Below are 13,582 nucleotides of genomic sequence, written 5' to 3'. Positions count from 1 at the left end.
TGGAGTTAAGCATGGCGCAAATCATTTTTGATGAAGAGTGGATGGTGGCGGGAAAGCTAACTGAAAAAACGGGGCTGGATGACAGGCAAATAAAAGCTTATCGCCTCGGATGCTGGATTGAAGGGGTTCATTTCAAGCGAGTACCCGCGGTGCCCGGTGGAGAAAGCAAACGCGCTTTGGTCTGGTACAACTTCCCGCTGATCAATAGATTTATTCAGGAAGCATGATGAACTTTCCAACCGGCGTTGAACTTCATAACGGAAAAATCAGGATCACGTTTACCTATCGCGGCATTCGCTGCCGCGAAGTTCTCCGTGGCTGGGTGGTTAACAGCAGCAACATCAAGAAGGCTGGAAACCTTCGCGCCGTCATCGTGAGTGAGATCCAGTTCGGCCAGTTCGATTACGCGGCGCGCTTCCCTGAATCGAAGTCCCTTAAAAAATTCTCATCAACTAAGCGGATCACGACTTTTAAAGAGCTGAGCGATTTTTTCATTGATACAAAAGCGCTGGAGGTGTCAGGGGCAACACTGCACTCTCTCACATCTGCAGTTAACACCCTGAAGCGCGTGGTGGGAGAAAATACTCCCCTGGCTGATATTCAGCACGCCGACATTCTGAATTACCGTAAAGAGCTGCTGACCGGCAGTGTATTAAACCCTTCAATGCCTAATCTGGTTAAAAAGGGACGCGCGCCCTCAACAGTCAATAAACAGATGGCGGTTTTTTCAGAAATGCTGAAGCTTGCGAACAGAAGCCAGTTTATATTACACGCTCCTTATGAGGGAGTATCGAGGTTCAAGCTATCAAAGGCAGATCCTGATCCGCTTTTACTTCATGAGTATCATGCGTTAATTGCTCTCCTCCCTCGCAAGTGGGTTTTAATCATTATTGTGTCTGTCCATACAGGAATGAGGCCAGGTGAGGTTTGTGCTCTGGCATGGGAGGATATCGACCTGAAGAAAGGTGAAATTCACGTTTCCAGAAGCTTAACGAATAAAGGGTTGTTTGTGCCGCCCAAAACTGATGCCGGGATAAGAACGATAACTCTGCTGAAACCTGCCCTTGATGCGTTGAAGGAGCAGTACGAAATCACCGGCAATAGTCCCAGGCAGCAAATCATCTTCCATCATCGGGAGCTTGGCAAAACCGAAACGCAGAATCTACGTTTCGTTTTTTCTCCTGAGAGGTGTGCGTCGGGCAAGAACCGGTATCTTTCCAAAAACTCGATTTCGTATGGATGGAAACGGGGCACTAAACTTTCCGGTATACGTGAAAGAAATCCCTATCAGTCGCGACACACATACGCCTGCTGGACACTTATGGCCGGTGCTAACCCTTCCTTTATCGCCAGCCAGATGGGCCATGAGGATGCACGTATGGTGTACGAGGTTTACTCGAAGTGGATTGGAGATATGAACCAGGATCAGGTCAACATGCTGAACAATCAGATGCCGACAGCTATGCCCCCAAGACGCCCCCAAGGCACTGGTAGCATTAAAAAAGTCATTTAATTTCATGACGCTGGTTTCAAACTACATAATCAGCGTTAAACTATTCATACTATTAACTCTGGGAGAAAGATGATGCGCGTACTGGTTGTTGAGGATAACGCATTGCTACGTCATCACCTGAAGGTACAGCTTCAGGAGATGGGACATCAGGTGGACGATGCTGAAGATGCAAAAGAAGCCGATTATTATCTCAATGAACATCTGCCGGATATCGCCATCGTTGACCTCGGGTTACCTGACGAAGACGGGCTGTCGTTAATTCGCCGCTGGCGCAGCCATGACGTCTCCCTTCCGGTACTGGTACTGACCGCCCGTGAAGGCTGGCAGGACAAAGTTGAAGTGCTCAGCGCGGGTGCCGATGATTACGTCACCAAACCGTTTCATATTGAAGAAGTGGCCGCGCGTATGCAGGCGCTGTTACGCCGCAACAGCGGACTGGCCTCACAGGTTATTTCCCTTCCGCCATTCCAGGTGGATCTCTCTCGCCGTGAATTCTCCATCAACAACGAAGTGATCAAGCTGACGGCCTTCGAATACACCATCATGGAAACGCTGATCCGTAATAACGGCAAAGTGGTCAGCAAAGATTCCTTAATGCTCCAGCTTTATCCGGATGCCGAACTGCGTGAGAGCCACACCATTGATGTGCTGATGGGACGTTTGCGTAAGAAAATCCAGGCGCAGTACCCGCAGGATGTGATCACTACCGTACGTGGTCAGGGCTACCTGTTCGAATTACGCTAAATGAAACGAATTTTGCGGCACTTTCTGCCCCTTTCGCTGCGGGTTCGCTTTTTGCTGGCCACGGCAGCCGTTGTGCTGGTGCTATCGCTCTCTTATGGCATGGTGGCGCTGGTCGGTTATAGCGTCAGCTTTGATAAAACAACGTTTCGACTATTGCGCGGTGAAAGTAACCTGTTTTATACCCTGGCCAGATGGGAAAACAACAAGATCACCGTCGAAATGCCGGAAAACCTGAATCAGCAAAGCCCGACGATGGCACTGATTTACAATGAAAAAGGGAAACTGCTGTGGGCGCAGCGTGATGTGCCATGGCTGGTGAAACGTATTCGTCCGGAATGGCTGAAAACCAATGGATTTCATGAAATCGAAGCCGACCTGAATACCACCAGCACCTTGCTGCGAGAAGATCGCTCTCTGCAGAAAAAGCTCAATGAGATCCGCGCCGATGACGCCGAGACGGAGATGACCCACTCCGTCGCCATCAATCTTTATCCCGCCACCACCAATATGCCTCAGCTCACCATCGTGGTGGTGGATACCATCCCCGTCGAGCTTAAACGCTCTTATCGGGTCTGGGGCTGGTTCGTGTATGTACTGGCCGCCAATTTGCTGCTGGTCATACCGCTGCTGTGGATTGCCGCCTGGTGGAGTTTGCGCCCGATAGAATCACTGGCGAAAGAGGTCCGCGAGCTGGAGGAGCATCACCGTGAGAAGCTCAACCCGGAGACCACGCGCGAGTTAACGAGCCTGGTGCGTAACCTCAACCGTCTGCTGAAAAGTGAACGCGAACGCTACGATAAATACCGCACCACGCTGACTGATCTCACTCACAGCCTGAAGACCCCGCTGGCCGTGATGCAAAGCACCCTGCGCTCCATGCGCAGTTCCAGGATGAGCGTCGATGAAGCCGAGCCGGTAATGCTGGAGCAAATCAGCCGTATTTCGCAGCAAATTGGCTATTATCTCCATCGCGCCAGTATGCGTGCCGGCAGCGCCCTGTTGAGCCGGGAACTGCACCCTGTGGCACCGCTACTGGATAACCTGACCTCTGCGCTGAATAAGGTGTATCAGCGTAAAGGGGTGAACATCAGTCTCGATATCTCTCCTGAAATCAGTTTCGTCGGCGAAAAGAATGATTTCATGGAGGTGATGGGTAACCTGCTCGATAACGCCTGTAAATATTGTCTGGAGTTCGTGGAGGTCTCCGCCCGTCAGACGGACAACGAGTTGCACATCATTGTTGAGGACGATGGCCCGGGGATCCCGCGCAACAAACGTGACGTGGTGTTTGATCGCGGTCAGCGTGCGGATACACTGCGTCCCGGTCAGGGTGTAGGGTTATCAGTCGCTCGTGAGATTGTCGACCAGTACGATGGCAAAATCGAAACCGGTGAAAGTTTGCTTGGCGGTGCCAGAATGGAAGTGATTTTTGGCCGTCAGCAGCCCACATCGAACGATAGTTAGCCCGTTATGTGAAAAATGCGCGGATCTCGCACCCAGGCTCCTGCGCTTCCGTTATAATCCGACTCAGTAAGAGCCTGCGGAATAAAAAAATATGGATTATCACTTAGCACTGAACTGGCCCGAGTTTATTGAACGTTACTGGCAGAAACGCCCGGTGGTTCTTAAGCGCGGGTTCAGCAATTTTGTCGACCCTATCTCGCCTGACGAACTGGCCGGCCTGGCCATGGAAAACGAAGTCGACAGCCGCCTGGTGAGCCACCAGGATGGAAAATGGCAGGTCAGCCACGGTCCTTTCGAAAGCTACGATCACCTCGGTGAAAATAACTGGTCATTGCTGGTGCAGGCAGTCAACCACTGGCACGAGCCGACGGCAGCCTTAATGCGCCCGTTCCGCGCCCTGCCCGACTGGCGAATGGACGATCTGATGATCTCCTTCTCCGTGCCAGGGGGCGGCGTTGGCCCGCATCTGGATCAGTACGATGTGTTTATCATTCAGGGGACCGGCCGCCGCCGCTGGCGCGTGGGTGAAAAAGTGCCAATGAAACAGCACTGCCCGCATCCTGACCTGCTTCAGGTAGATCCGTTTGACGGGATCATCGACGAAGAGCTGGAGCCGGGTGATATTCTTTATATCCCGCCGGGATTCCCGCATGAAGGCTACTCGCTGGAAAACTCCCTCAACTACTCCGTCGGGTTCCGCGCGCCAAGCGGTCGCGAGATGATCAGCGGTTTTGCCGATTACGTTCTGCAACGCGAGCTGGGCAGCCATCGCTACAGCGATCCGGATGTGCCTTCCCGCGAGCATCCGGCAGACATTCTGCCAGCAGAGCTGGATAAGCTGCGCGGCATGATGCTGGATCTGATCAACGAGCCGGAACATTTCAGACAGTGGTTTGGTGAGTTTATCAGCCAGTCACGTCACGAGCTGGATGTGGCGCCTCCGGAGCCGCCATACCAGGCCGACGAGATTTATGATGCGCTGCAGCAGGGTGACAAGCTGGTTCGCCTGGGTGGGTTACGCGTGCTGCGCATCGGTGAAGATGTCTTCGTCAACGGCGAGAAGCTGGATTCTCCGCATCGCCCGGCGCTGGAAGCCATCGCCAGCCATCTGGTACTGACTGCCGATACCTTTGGCGACGCCCTGGAAGATCCCTCTTTCCTCGCCATGCTTGCCGCACTAGTGAACAGCGGGTATTGGTTCTTTGAGGACTGAGTTGTAATGTATTGCCGGGTGGCGGCTACGCCTTACCCGGCCTACCTGTTCCCGTAGGCCCGGTAAGCGAAGCGCCACCGGGCGATGTCTTAACGCTTCGCGGTTAACTCCGCAATCCGCACAATCACCTTCACCGCTTTTTCCATTCCTTCCAGCGTCACAAATTCATGCTTACCGTGGTAGTTGTATCCCCCGGTAAAGAGATTCGGGCACGGCAATCCCATGAAGGACAGTTGCGAACCGTCGGTGCCGCCGCGAATCGGCTTCAGCACCGGTTCAATATCGCAGTCGCGCATGGCCTGCTGCGCGATATCCAGGATATGGGGATGCTCCATCACCTTCTCGCGCATATTGTAGTAGCTGTCTTCAATAATCAGCTCAATATAGCAGTCCGGGTGCAGCCCCTTACCCACCTTCTTCGCGATTTCCATCATCTTACGCTTGCGCGCTTCGAACGCTTTACGGTCAAAGTCACGCACGATGTAGTGCATCTGCGCGCTGTCCACCGTGCCTTTGATGCTGGTCAGGTGATAAAAACCTTCATAACCTTCGGTCTGCTCCGGGCTCTCATCCGCCGGGACTTCCGCATGAATACGGGATGCCAGCGACAGCGCATTTACCATCACACCTTTGGCGGAGCCGGGATGGACATTGTTACCCACAATTTTGATGGTCACGGACGCGGCATTGAAGTTTTCAAATTCCAGTTCGCCCACGCCACCGCCGTCAACGGTATAGGCCCACTGCGCGTTAAAGGCCTCGACATCAAAATGTTTCGCCCCCTTGCCCACCTCTTCATCCGGCGTAAAGGCCACACGGATATCACCGTGTGGAATATTTTTTCCTTTCAGCACCGCCAGTGCCGTCATGATCTCCGCGATACCCGCTTTGTCATCCGCCCCCAGCAGCGTTTTGCCATCCGTGGTGATCAGCGTCTGCCCCAGCAGCTGGTGCAGCACCGGGAACATCACCGGCGAGAGCACTTCGTCACCAATTCCCAGCGCAATGTCACCGCCACGGTAGTTTTCCACAATCTGCGGATTAACATGTTTACCGCTAAAATCCGGAGAGGTGTCGACATGGGAGATAAAGCCAATCGCCGGAATATCGCCGGAGACGTTGGCAGGCAGCGTGCCCATCACAGTGCCTTTTTCGCTCAGGGTGACATTGACCAGCCCCATGGCCTCAAGCTGCTCTTTGAGCAGATTTAATAACTTCCACTGGCCTTCGGTGCTTGGCACCTGGCGGACACCCGGTTTAGATTGGGTATCCAGCGAAACGTACTGTAAAAAACGCTCAAGTAATTTATCCATGCAGTCACCCTCACTTTTTGTGACAACATTATCAATAAGCATCAAAACGCAAATATTGCGTCAGGTCACTTTTATCCCGCAAACGAGAATATATTACGTTTATATCGTTGTACGTCAGTAAATGTAGCTTATGAATCAGTGACAAGGATTGGCGATTCCCGTGGTTTGCCGTAGAATGTCCGCCCTCATTACGAGTCACCAAGGTGGTTACACACAAACCCCGCTTCGGTCTGCTGCCCGGAGCGTCTATATGGGACAGCGCAAAAATTGAATACTCAATCCCGTTCACGTTCACCGCTGGTGCAACTGGAACGAATTCGTAAAAGTTTTGATGGTAAAGATGTCATTTCCGACCTCAACCTGACCATCAATGATGGTGAGTTCCTCACGCTGCTTGGCCCTTCTGGCTGCGGCAAGACAACCGTACTGCGCCTTATCGCCGGGCTGGAAAGCGTCGATAGCGGCCATATCCACCTTGAAAAGCAGGACATTACTCAGGTCCCCGCCGAAGATCGTCACGTTAATACCGTCTTTCAGAGCTATGCTTTATTCCCGCACATGACCGTGTTTGAAAACGTCGCGTTTGGCCTGCGGATGCAAAAAACACCGACCAGCGAGATCCCGCCGCGCGTAACAGAAGCGCTGCGAATGGTTCAGTTGGAGGAGTTTGCTCAGCGCAAACCGCATCAGCTGTCTGGTGGCCAACAGCAACGTGTGGCCATCGCCCGTGCGGTGGTCAACAAACCGCGTCTGCTTCTGCTGGATGAGTCCCTCTCCGCGCTGGACTACAAACTGCGCAAGCAGATGCAGAACGAGCTTAAGGCCCTGCAGCGTAAGCTGGGCATTACCTTCGTCTTTGTCACTCACGACCAGGAAGAGGCACTCACCATGTCCGACCGTATCGTGGTGATGCGCGATGGCAAAATCGAGCAGGACGGCACGCCGCGTGAAATTTACGAAGAGCCGAAAAACCTGTTTGTGGCCAGCTTCATTGGCGAGATCAATATCTTCAACGCCACGGTTATCGAGCGTCTGGATGAGCAGCGCGTTCGGGCGAATGTCGAAGGCCGCGAGTGCAATATCACCGTTAACTTTGCCGTTGAGAAGGGACAAAAGCTCAACGTGCTGTTACGCCCGGAAGATCTGCGCGTCGAGGAGATCCACGGCAATGCGCAAGCCGAAGGATTGATCGGCTATATCCGCGAGCGAAATTACAAGGGGATGACGCTGGAATCCGTTGTCGAACTGGAAAACGGTAAGATGGTGATGGTCAGCGAGTTCTTTAACGAGGACGACCCGGACTTCGATCATTCGCTCGATCAAAAAATGGTGATTAACTGGGTAGAAAGCTGGGAGGTTGTGCTGGCTGATGAAGAACACAAGTAAATTCCAGAATGTGGTGATTGCCACGATCGTCGGTTGGCTTGTGTTGTTTGTCTTTTTACCCAACCTGATGATCATTGCCACCAGCTTCCTGACCCGCGACGATGCCCACTTCGTGGCGCTGGTCTTTACGCTGGATAACTACTCGCGCCTGCTCGATCCGCTCTATTTTGATGTGCTGCTGCACTCGCTGAATATGGCGTTGATCGCCACCGTTGCCTGCCTGGTGCTGGGGTATCCCTTCGCGTGGTTCCTGGCGCGTCTGCCGCAAAAAATCCGCCCGCTGCTGCTCTTTTTACTGATTGTTCCCTTCTGGACCAACTCCTTAATCCGCATCTACGGGCTGAAAATCTTCCTCAGCACCAAAGGCTATCTCAACGAGTTTCTGCTGTGGCTGGGGGTGATTGATACGCCAATCCGCATTATGTTTACGCCTGGCGCGGTGATTATTGGTCTGGTCTATATCCTGCTGCCGTTTATGGTGATGCCGCTCTACTCCAGCATTGAGAAGCTGGACAAACCGCTGCTGGAAGCGGCGAAAGATCTGGGGGCGAATAAGCTGCAGACCTTTATCCGCATCATCATTCCGCTGACGATGCCCGGCATTATCGCGGGCTGTCTGCTGGTGATGCTCCCGGCCATGGGCTTGTTCTATGTTTCTGACCTGATGGGCGGCGCGAAAAACCTGCTGATCGGCAATGTGATTAAGAGCCAGTTCCTGAACATTCGCGACTGGCCATTCGGCTCCGCCACCAGCATTACGCTGACGGTGGTGATGGGTCTGATGCTGCTGGTTTACTGGCGCGCTTCGCGATTGCTGAATAAGAAGGTTGAACTCGAATGATCGGTCGACTGCTTCGCGGCGGTTTTATGACCGCCATTTATGCTTACCTGTATATCCCGATTATCATTTTGATCGTGAACTCGTTTAACAGCTCACGCTTCGGGATCAACTGGCAGGGCTTTACCACCAATTGGTACAGCCTGCTGATGAACAACGACAGCCTGCTACAGGCCGCGCAGCACTCATTAACCATGGCGATTTTTTCCGCAACCTTCGCCACGCTGATTGGTTCGCTCACCGCCGTGGCGCTGTACCGCTATCGCTTTCGCGGCAAACCGTTCGTCAGCGGCATGCTGTTTGTGGTGATGATGTCACCGGATATCGTCATGGCGATTTCTCTGCTGGTGCTGTTTATGCTGCTGGGTGTCCAGCTCGGCTTCTGGTCGCTGCTGTTTTCCCATATCACCTTCTGCCTACCGTTTGTGGTGGTGACGGTCTTTGCACGCCTGAAAGGCTTTGATGTGCGTATGCTGGAGGCCGCGAAAGATCTCGGTGCCAGCGAGATGACCATTTTGCGCAAAATTATCCTGCCGCTGGCCATGCCCGCCGTCGCGGCCGGGTGGCTGCTCAGCTTCACCCTGTCGATGGATGACGTTGTGGTCTCCTCTTTCGTGACCGGGCCGAGCTATGAAATTCTGCCGTTGAAAATCTATTCGATGGTGAAAGTCGGCGTCTCGCCAGAGGTGAACGCGCTGGCGACCATACTGTTGGTGTTCTCACTGGTACTGGTGATTGCCAGCCAGATTATTGCTCGTGATAAAACAAAATCTCAGGGGACAATGAAATGAAAAAAATGCTTGCCGCTGCGGCACTGGTGCTCGGAATGGGCGTCGCGCACGCTGATGACAGCAAAACACTCTACTTCTATAACTGGACTGAGTATGTGCCGCCGGGTCTGCTGGAGCAGTTCACCAAAGAGACGGGCATTAAGGTTATCTACTCCACCTACGAGTCCAATGAAACCATGTACGCCAAGCTTAAAACGTACAAGGACGGCGCGTACGATCTGGTGGTGCCATCGACCTACTTCGTCGACAAGATGCGTAAAGAGGGCATGATCCAGAAGATCGACAAGTCGAAGCTGACCAACTTCAACAACCTCGATCCGCAGATGCTCAATAAACCGTTCGATCCGAACAACGACTACTCCATTCCGTACATCTGGGGTGCGACCGCCATCGGCGTTAACAGCGAAGCACTCGATCCTAAAACCGTGACCCAGTGGGCCGATCTGTGGAAGCCTGAATACAAAGGCAGCCTGCTGTTAACCGACGATGCCCGTGAAGTGTTCCAGGTGGCGCTGCGCAAGCTGGGTTACTCGGGCAACACAACGGACCCGAAAGAGATTGAGGCGGCCTATAACGAGCTGAAAAAACTGATGCCGAACGTGGCGGCGTTCAACTCCGATAACCCGGCGAACCCGTATATGGAAGGTGAAGTGAATCTCGGCATGGTATGGAACGGCTCTGCCTGGGTTGCCCGTCAGGCCGGTACGCCGCTGGAGGTTGTCTGGCCAAAAGAAGGCGGCATCTTCTGGATGGACAGCCTGGCTATTCCTGCGAATGCGAAAAACGTTGACGGTGCCCTGAAGCTCATTAACTTCCTGTTACGCCCGGACGTGGCGAAGCAGGTTGCCGAGACCATCGGCTACCCGACGCCAAACCTGGCCGCCCGTAAGCTGTTGAAGCCTGACGTGGCCAACGATAAGTCGCTCTATCCGGATGCCGACACCATCAGTAAAGGTGAATGGCAAAACGACGTCGGCGATGCGAGCCGCCTTTATGAAGAGTATTACCAGAAATTAAAAGCCGGCCGATAAGCGCCGCAGCCTGGCTCCTCACGTCGCCACGTCGTGAGGAGCGTTAACCCGCCGCATTTTCCCCCGCCCAGATCGTCGCCGTTCTCATGGCATCGACGACCTCGTCATCCGACAGTCCCAGCCCCTTAGCCATCCTGGCCGCCTCACCCCACTCCTGCTGTTCATAGTAGCGACACAGCGCCACCATGTCGGCTAACATGCCTTCCTGATGACACAGGGCATGGCTGACAGCCTGAGGCACCGCAATTTGTTTCATCAACTCCGCCATTGGCAATTCAAGCAGGGTATCGAGCAGAGAGAACAGGCCACACATAAACGCATTCTCCGCCAGCCCCGGCTCATGCATCTTCTCTGCAATCAGCTCACAGAATTTACCCCGCATCATACTCAGAGGATAAAGTTCGTCGACGGTGTCATTGCCGGCAGTGGCCAGCACCACCACCGCAACAAAGCGTCGCAGCTGATTTTCCCCGAGATAGCGGAGCACTTCGCTGAGCGTTAATTTGCTAAAATTGCAGACACCGACGTGTTTAAACGCCGTATGTTTCATATAACGCATGATTTTATAGGACAACGTGAGGTCGGTTTTTATTAACGACTCAATTATCCGAAAATCAGGTTTATTCCGCCCCACTTCCATCTGCAGGCGGAAAATCGCCAGTTGATTTTGCGATAAGCGCTTATATTTAATCACTTCAGGACGGCAGAAAAAGTAACCCTGAAAAAGCGAAAAACCTGCCTCGCGATAGTGTTTGAATTCCTCTTTAGTCTCAACTTTTTCAGCGAGATACTTTATATGGCGGGTCAGGTCTTTACGCGCTTTTAGATAATCCTGAATTTGCGCTAAGGTATAATTCCTGACATCAAATTTGAGAATAGAAATATAGGGCAAAAAGCGATCCCATTCCGGCGCGAGGGTGAAATCATCAAGCGCAAAGCGATACCCGTGCTCACTCATCTCTTTAACGGCCTGCAATAACGCCTCACCGGGAACCGCATCTTCAAGGATCTCGATAACGACGCTCTCCTTGTCCAGCGCTTCACCGCTGCGATCGATGACCATTCTGGACGGAAAGTTGATAAACGACGTCTGTGCCCCGGCGATACGCCGGGACGGGACACATAAAAAATGGTCGGAGATCATTCTGGATGTTGCAAATTCTGCCGATACATCCGGAAAACGGTTTGCCATCCCATCCCTGAAAAGCAGTTCATAAGCCACCGTATTCATATCCGGGTTAAAAATGGGTTGTCTCGCAATAAATCCGTACATATCCCATCCTCCTTATCGACGTTATATTTATTAGCATCCTCTTTCTACACTACGATAAGGAGCATTATTAAGCACTATTTTGATTGAATGCACAAAATAATAGCATCCACACTAATTAACAGGACTTATATTTTGTTCCGTAATCACCGTTAATGGTAATTTCAGCGGACGCATGCATAAACGAAAAAGGCACCCGTTTAACAGGTGCCTTATCACATTATTGCTATTACAGACCTTTCAGCAGCTTATCAACAAACTCCGGTACGACCTCGCTTGCCAACCCGTAATGTTTCTCTTCAAACTCACTTCCCACCAGGCTCGGCTCAAGGTTCAGCTCTACGGTATGTGCGCCGTGCAGGCGCGCTTCGTGAACAAACCCCGCCGCCGGATAGACATGCCCTGACGTACCGATGGCGATAAACACATCCGCCATCGCCAGCGCGCTGTATATCTCATCCATCCCCAGCGGCATTTCGCCAAACCAGACCACATGCGGACGCAGACGCGCAGGGAACTGGCAGCAGTGACATTTATCCTCAGGCAGGACGTCCTCTTTCCAGTCCAGCACCTGGCCGCTCCATGCACAGCGCACCTTGAGTAGCTCGCCGTGCATGTGGATGATGTTTTTGTTGCCGGCTCGCTCGTGCAGGTTATCGATATTCTGCGTAACCAGCAGAAAACGATCCCCCAGCGCCTCCTCCAGCTTCGCCAGCGCCAGGTGCGCCGGATTAGGCGCTATTTCTGGCTGCTGAAGCTGACGACGGCGGGCATTGTAAAATGCCTGCACAAGATCCGGGTCACGGGCGAAGCCTTCTGGTGTCGCCACATCCTCCACACGGTGCTCTTCCCACAACCCGTCCGCGGCGCGGAAGGTTCGAATACCGGACTCGGCAGAGATCCCCGCCCCGGTCAGCACCACCACTCTGGGTTTATCCATCGCTTCTGGCATCATTCTGTCTCTGAAAAAGATCCGCTGACGCAAGCGCTCACGTAAGCGGCGTTTATTTTTGCGAAAACGGCTGAGTCGACCCTGGCGACGCGACAGCATAGTAACCCTCGTAAACTAGTCGGTGAGATGAAGGAATGCGGCTCCGCGCATGCCTCCTGCGTCCCCGTGCCGTGCGCGTTCGATACGCGGCACGCGGGCGACTGGCAACAGATGTCGGGGCAGACGCCCCGACAGCTGTTCCGTTATCGCGGTAAAGTTTGATAACCCGCCCCCAATCACCAGCAGATCCGGATCAACGATGGTCAGGATATTCCCCAGACACACCGCCAGCAGATCGAGATAACGTTCAACGTGCTCTCGCGCCTGCGCATCGCCTTGCTCCCACCGGGTAATGATCTGAGGGGCCTCAAGTTTCTGATGATAGAAGTGTTCGTAAAGCCATGCAAACCCGCGACCTGACAGGTAGTTCTCAATACAGCCATGCTGACCACAGCCACAGCGGGTAAGCGGGAAATCACGTCCCACGACCTCAAGCGCATCCACCGGCAAACGGATATGACCAAACTCTCCGGTGATATAGCTGCGGCCGGTGATGGGCTTGCCGTTGATGACAATTCCCCCGCCGACGCCGGTGCCGAGAATCAGTCCCATCACCAGAGGATATTGACGGAATTCATCATCCCAGGCTTCAGAGAGCGCAAAGCAGTTGGCATCGTTGTCTAAACGCACGTCGCGTTCAAGGAGAGCAGAGAGATCGGCGCGCAGCGGTTTGCCGCTGGCAGCAGGAACATTAGCGGCATACAGCGTGCCATCGTCGGTTTCAGGCATACCTGGAATACCAATGCCGACGCTGCCTTTCACACCAAAGCGTTCATCGGCCTGCGCCACCAGCGCGGCAATGGCGGTTAAAAATGCATCGTAGCTTTCGCGCGGCGTGGGAACGCGGGTTTCCCACTGCAGTTTGAGATCGTTATCAAACGCGCCGAGCGCAATTTTGGTGCCGCCAATATCAAATCCGTAATACATAACGCATTCCTCTTTTAACCTGGCGGCCCGTATGCCGCTAG

General features: G+C 53.3%; 13 protein-coding genes. 9 read left to right on the top strand and 4 right to left on the bottom strand.

Translation table 11 applies throughout. The annotated features are described in order from the left end of the window. Nucleotides 1-11 precede the first annotated feature (11 nt). The 5 genes from xisR to ACTJJI_RS04610 all read left to right on the top strand — a co-directional run bounded on the left by xisR (nucleotide 12) and on the right by ACTJJI_RS04610 (nucleotide 4,934). On the top strand, nucleotides 12-227 hold the full coding sequence (xisR, locus tag ACTJJI_RS04630) for an excisionase family protein (RefSeq protein ID WP_010429804.1): 216 nt from the start codon (nucleotides 12-14) through the stop codon (nucleotides 225-227). Beyond that, complete coding sequence (locus ACTJJI_RS04625; protein ID WP_440653542.1) at nucleotides 227-1,513, top strand: Arm DNA-binding domain-containing protein; 1,287 nt, start codon at nucleotides 227-229, stop codon at nucleotides 1,511-1,513. The genes xisR and ACTJJI_RS04625 overlap by 1 nt, the downstream gene beginning before the upstream one ends. A gap of 72 nt (nucleotides 1,514-1,585) precedes the next feature. Further along, a complete protein-coding gene (gene phoP / locus ACTJJI_RS04620; RefSeq protein ID WP_014831474.1) occupies nucleotides 1,586-2,257 on the top strand; it encodes a two-component system response regulator PhoP in 672 nt (223 codons plus the stop codon). Next, complete coding sequence (phoQ, locus tag ACTJJI_RS04615) at nucleotides 2,258-3,721, top strand: two-component system sensor histidine kinase PhoQ (RefSeq protein WP_014831473.1); 1,464 nt, start codon at nucleotides 2,258-2,260, stop codon at nucleotides 3,719-3,721. It abuts the gene before it with no gap. Nucleotides 3,722-3,812: 91 nt separating this feature from the next. Continuing rightward, complete coding sequence (locus tag ACTJJI_RS04610) at nucleotides 3,813-4,934, top strand: ribosomal protein uL16 3-hydroxylase (protein WP_014831472.1); 1,122 nt, start codon at nucleotides 3,813-3,815, stop codon at nucleotides 4,932-4,934. Nucleotides 4,935-5,023: 89 nt separating this feature from the next. Here ACTJJI_RS04610 and pepT read toward each other — a convergent pair whose 3' ends face one another. Beyond that, nucleotides 5,024-6,247 carry a peptidase T gene (gene pepT / locus ACTJJI_RS04605; RefSeq protein ID WP_046888565.1) on the bottom strand — a complete coding sequence of 408 codons (1,224 nt, stop codon included), beginning with the start codon at nucleotides 6,245-6,247 and terminating at the stop codon, nucleotides 5,024-5,026. A 267-nt stretch (nucleotides 6,248-6,514) separates the two neighbouring features. On the opposite strand from pepT, the gene potA reads away from it, so the two are divergent. Genes potA through potD form a run of 4 tightly spaced genes read left to right on the top strand, consistent with a single transcriptional unit; the run spans nucleotide 6,515 to nucleotide 10,293 of the window. Further along, nucleotides 6,515-7,633: a spermidine/putrescine ABC transporter ATP-binding protein PotA gene (gene potA, locus ACTJJI_RS04600; protein ID WP_046888566.1), complete on the top strand. Its 1,119-nt coding sequence runs from the start codon at nucleotides 6,515-6,517 to the stop codon at nucleotides 7,631-7,633. Further along, on the top strand, nucleotides 7,617-8,474 hold the full coding sequence (gene potB / locus ACTJJI_RS04595; protein ID WP_013097090.1) for a spermidine/putrescine ABC transporter permease PotB: 858 nt from the start codon (nucleotides 7,617-7,619) through the stop codon (nucleotides 8,472-8,474). Before potA ends, potB begins: the two co-directional genes overlap by 17 nt. Continuing rightward, nucleotides 8,471-9,262 carry a spermidine/putrescine ABC transporter permease PotC gene (potC, locus tag ACTJJI_RS04590; RefSeq protein ID WP_046888567.1) on the top strand — a complete coding sequence of 264 codons (792 nt, stop codon included), beginning with the start codon at nucleotides 8,471-8,473 and terminating at the stop codon, nucleotides 9,260-9,262. The genes potB and potC overlap by 4 nt, the downstream gene beginning before the upstream one ends. After that, entirely contained in the window at nucleotides 9,259-10,293 is a 1,035-nt protein-coding gene (potD, locus tag ACTJJI_RS04585; protein WP_046888568.1) for a spermidine/putrescine ABC transporter substrate-binding protein PotD, read from the top strand. The genes potC and potD overlap by 4 nt, the downstream gene beginning before the upstream one ends. Before the next feature lie 43 nt (nucleotides 10,294-10,336). On the opposite strand, the gene ACTJJI_RS04580 is transcribed toward potD, so the two are convergent. From ACTJJI_RS04580 to nagK, 3 genes are all read right to left on the bottom strand, one after another. Further along, nucleotides 10,337-11,566: an EAL and HDOD domain-containing protein gene (locus tag ACTJJI_RS04580; protein WP_046888569.1), complete on the bottom strand. Its 1,230-nt coding sequence runs from the start codon at nucleotides 11,564-11,566 to the stop codon at nucleotides 10,337-10,339. A gap of 226 nt (nucleotides 11,567-11,792) precedes the next feature. Beyond that, a complete protein-coding gene (gene cobB / locus ACTJJI_RS04575) occupies nucleotides 11,793-12,614 on the bottom strand; it encodes a Sir2 family NAD+-dependent deacetylase (protein ID WP_440653186.1) in 822 nt (273 codons plus the stop codon). Between the two features lie 15 nt (nucleotides 12,615-12,629). After that, on the bottom strand, nucleotides 12,630-13,541 hold the full coding sequence (gene nagK, locus ACTJJI_RS04570) for an N-acetylglucosamine kinase (protein WP_014831467.1): 912 nt from the start codon (nucleotides 13,539-13,541) through the stop codon (nucleotides 12,630-12,632). Between the last annotated feature and the right edge of the window lie 41 nt (nucleotides 13,542-13,582).

It is taken from the genome of Enterobacter sp. 22466, assembly GCF_052044775.1.
GTDB lineage: Bacteria > Pseudomonadota > Gammaproteobacteria > Enterobacterales > Enterobacteriaceae > Enterobacter > Enterobacter dissolvens.
The sequence above is the reverse complement of the archived record's forward strand: the minus strand, read 5'-3'. Positions and strand labels throughout refer to the sequence as shown.

Bases quoted from the DNA above. Each gene is read 5' to 3' on its own strand.
- xisR (WP_010429804.1), top strand. From the start codon at position 12: ATGGCGCAAATCATTTTTGATGAAGAGTGGATGGTGGCGGGAAAGCTA.
- ACTJJI_RS04610 (WP_014831472.1), top strand. From the start codon at position 3,813: ATGGATTATCACTTAGCACTGAACTGGCCCGAGTTTATTGAACGTTAC.
- pepT (WP_046888565.1), bottom strand. From the start codon at position 6,247: ATGGATAAATTACTTGAGCGTTTTTTACAGTACGTTTCGCTGGATACC.
- potB (WP_013097090.1), top strand. From the start codon at position 7,617: ATGAAGAACACAAGTAAATTCCAGAATGTGGTGATTGCCACGATCGTC.
- potC (WP_046888567.1), top strand. From the start codon at position 8,471: ATGATCGGTCGACTGCTTCGCGGCGGTTTTATGACCGCCATTTATGCT.
- cobB (WP_440653186.1), bottom strand. From the start codon at position 12,614: ATGCTGTCGCGTCGCCAGGGTCGACTCAGCCGTTTTCGCAAAAATAAA.
- nagK (WP_014831467.1), bottom strand. From the start codon at position 13,541: ATGTATTACGGATTTGATATTGGCGGCACCAAAATTGCGCTCGGCGCG.
- ACTJJI_RS04625 (WP_440653542.1), top strand. From the start codon at position 227: ATGAACTTTCCAACCGGCGTTGAACTTCATAACGGAAAAATCAGGATC.
- phoQ (WP_014831473.1), top strand. From the start codon at position 2,258: ATGAAACGAATTTTGCGGCACTTTCTGCCCCTTTCGCTGCGGGTTCGC.
- potD (WP_046888568.1), top strand. From the start codon at position 9,259: ATGAAAAAAATGCTTGCCGCTGCGGCACTGGTGCTCGGAATGGGCGTC.
- phoP (WP_014831474.1), top strand. From the start codon at position 1,586: ATGCGCGTACTGGTTGTTGAGGATAACGCATTGCTACGTCATCACCTG.
- ACTJJI_RS04580 (WP_046888569.1), bottom strand. From the start codon at position 11,566: ATGTACGGATTTATTGCGAGACAACCCATTTTTAACCCGGATATGAAT.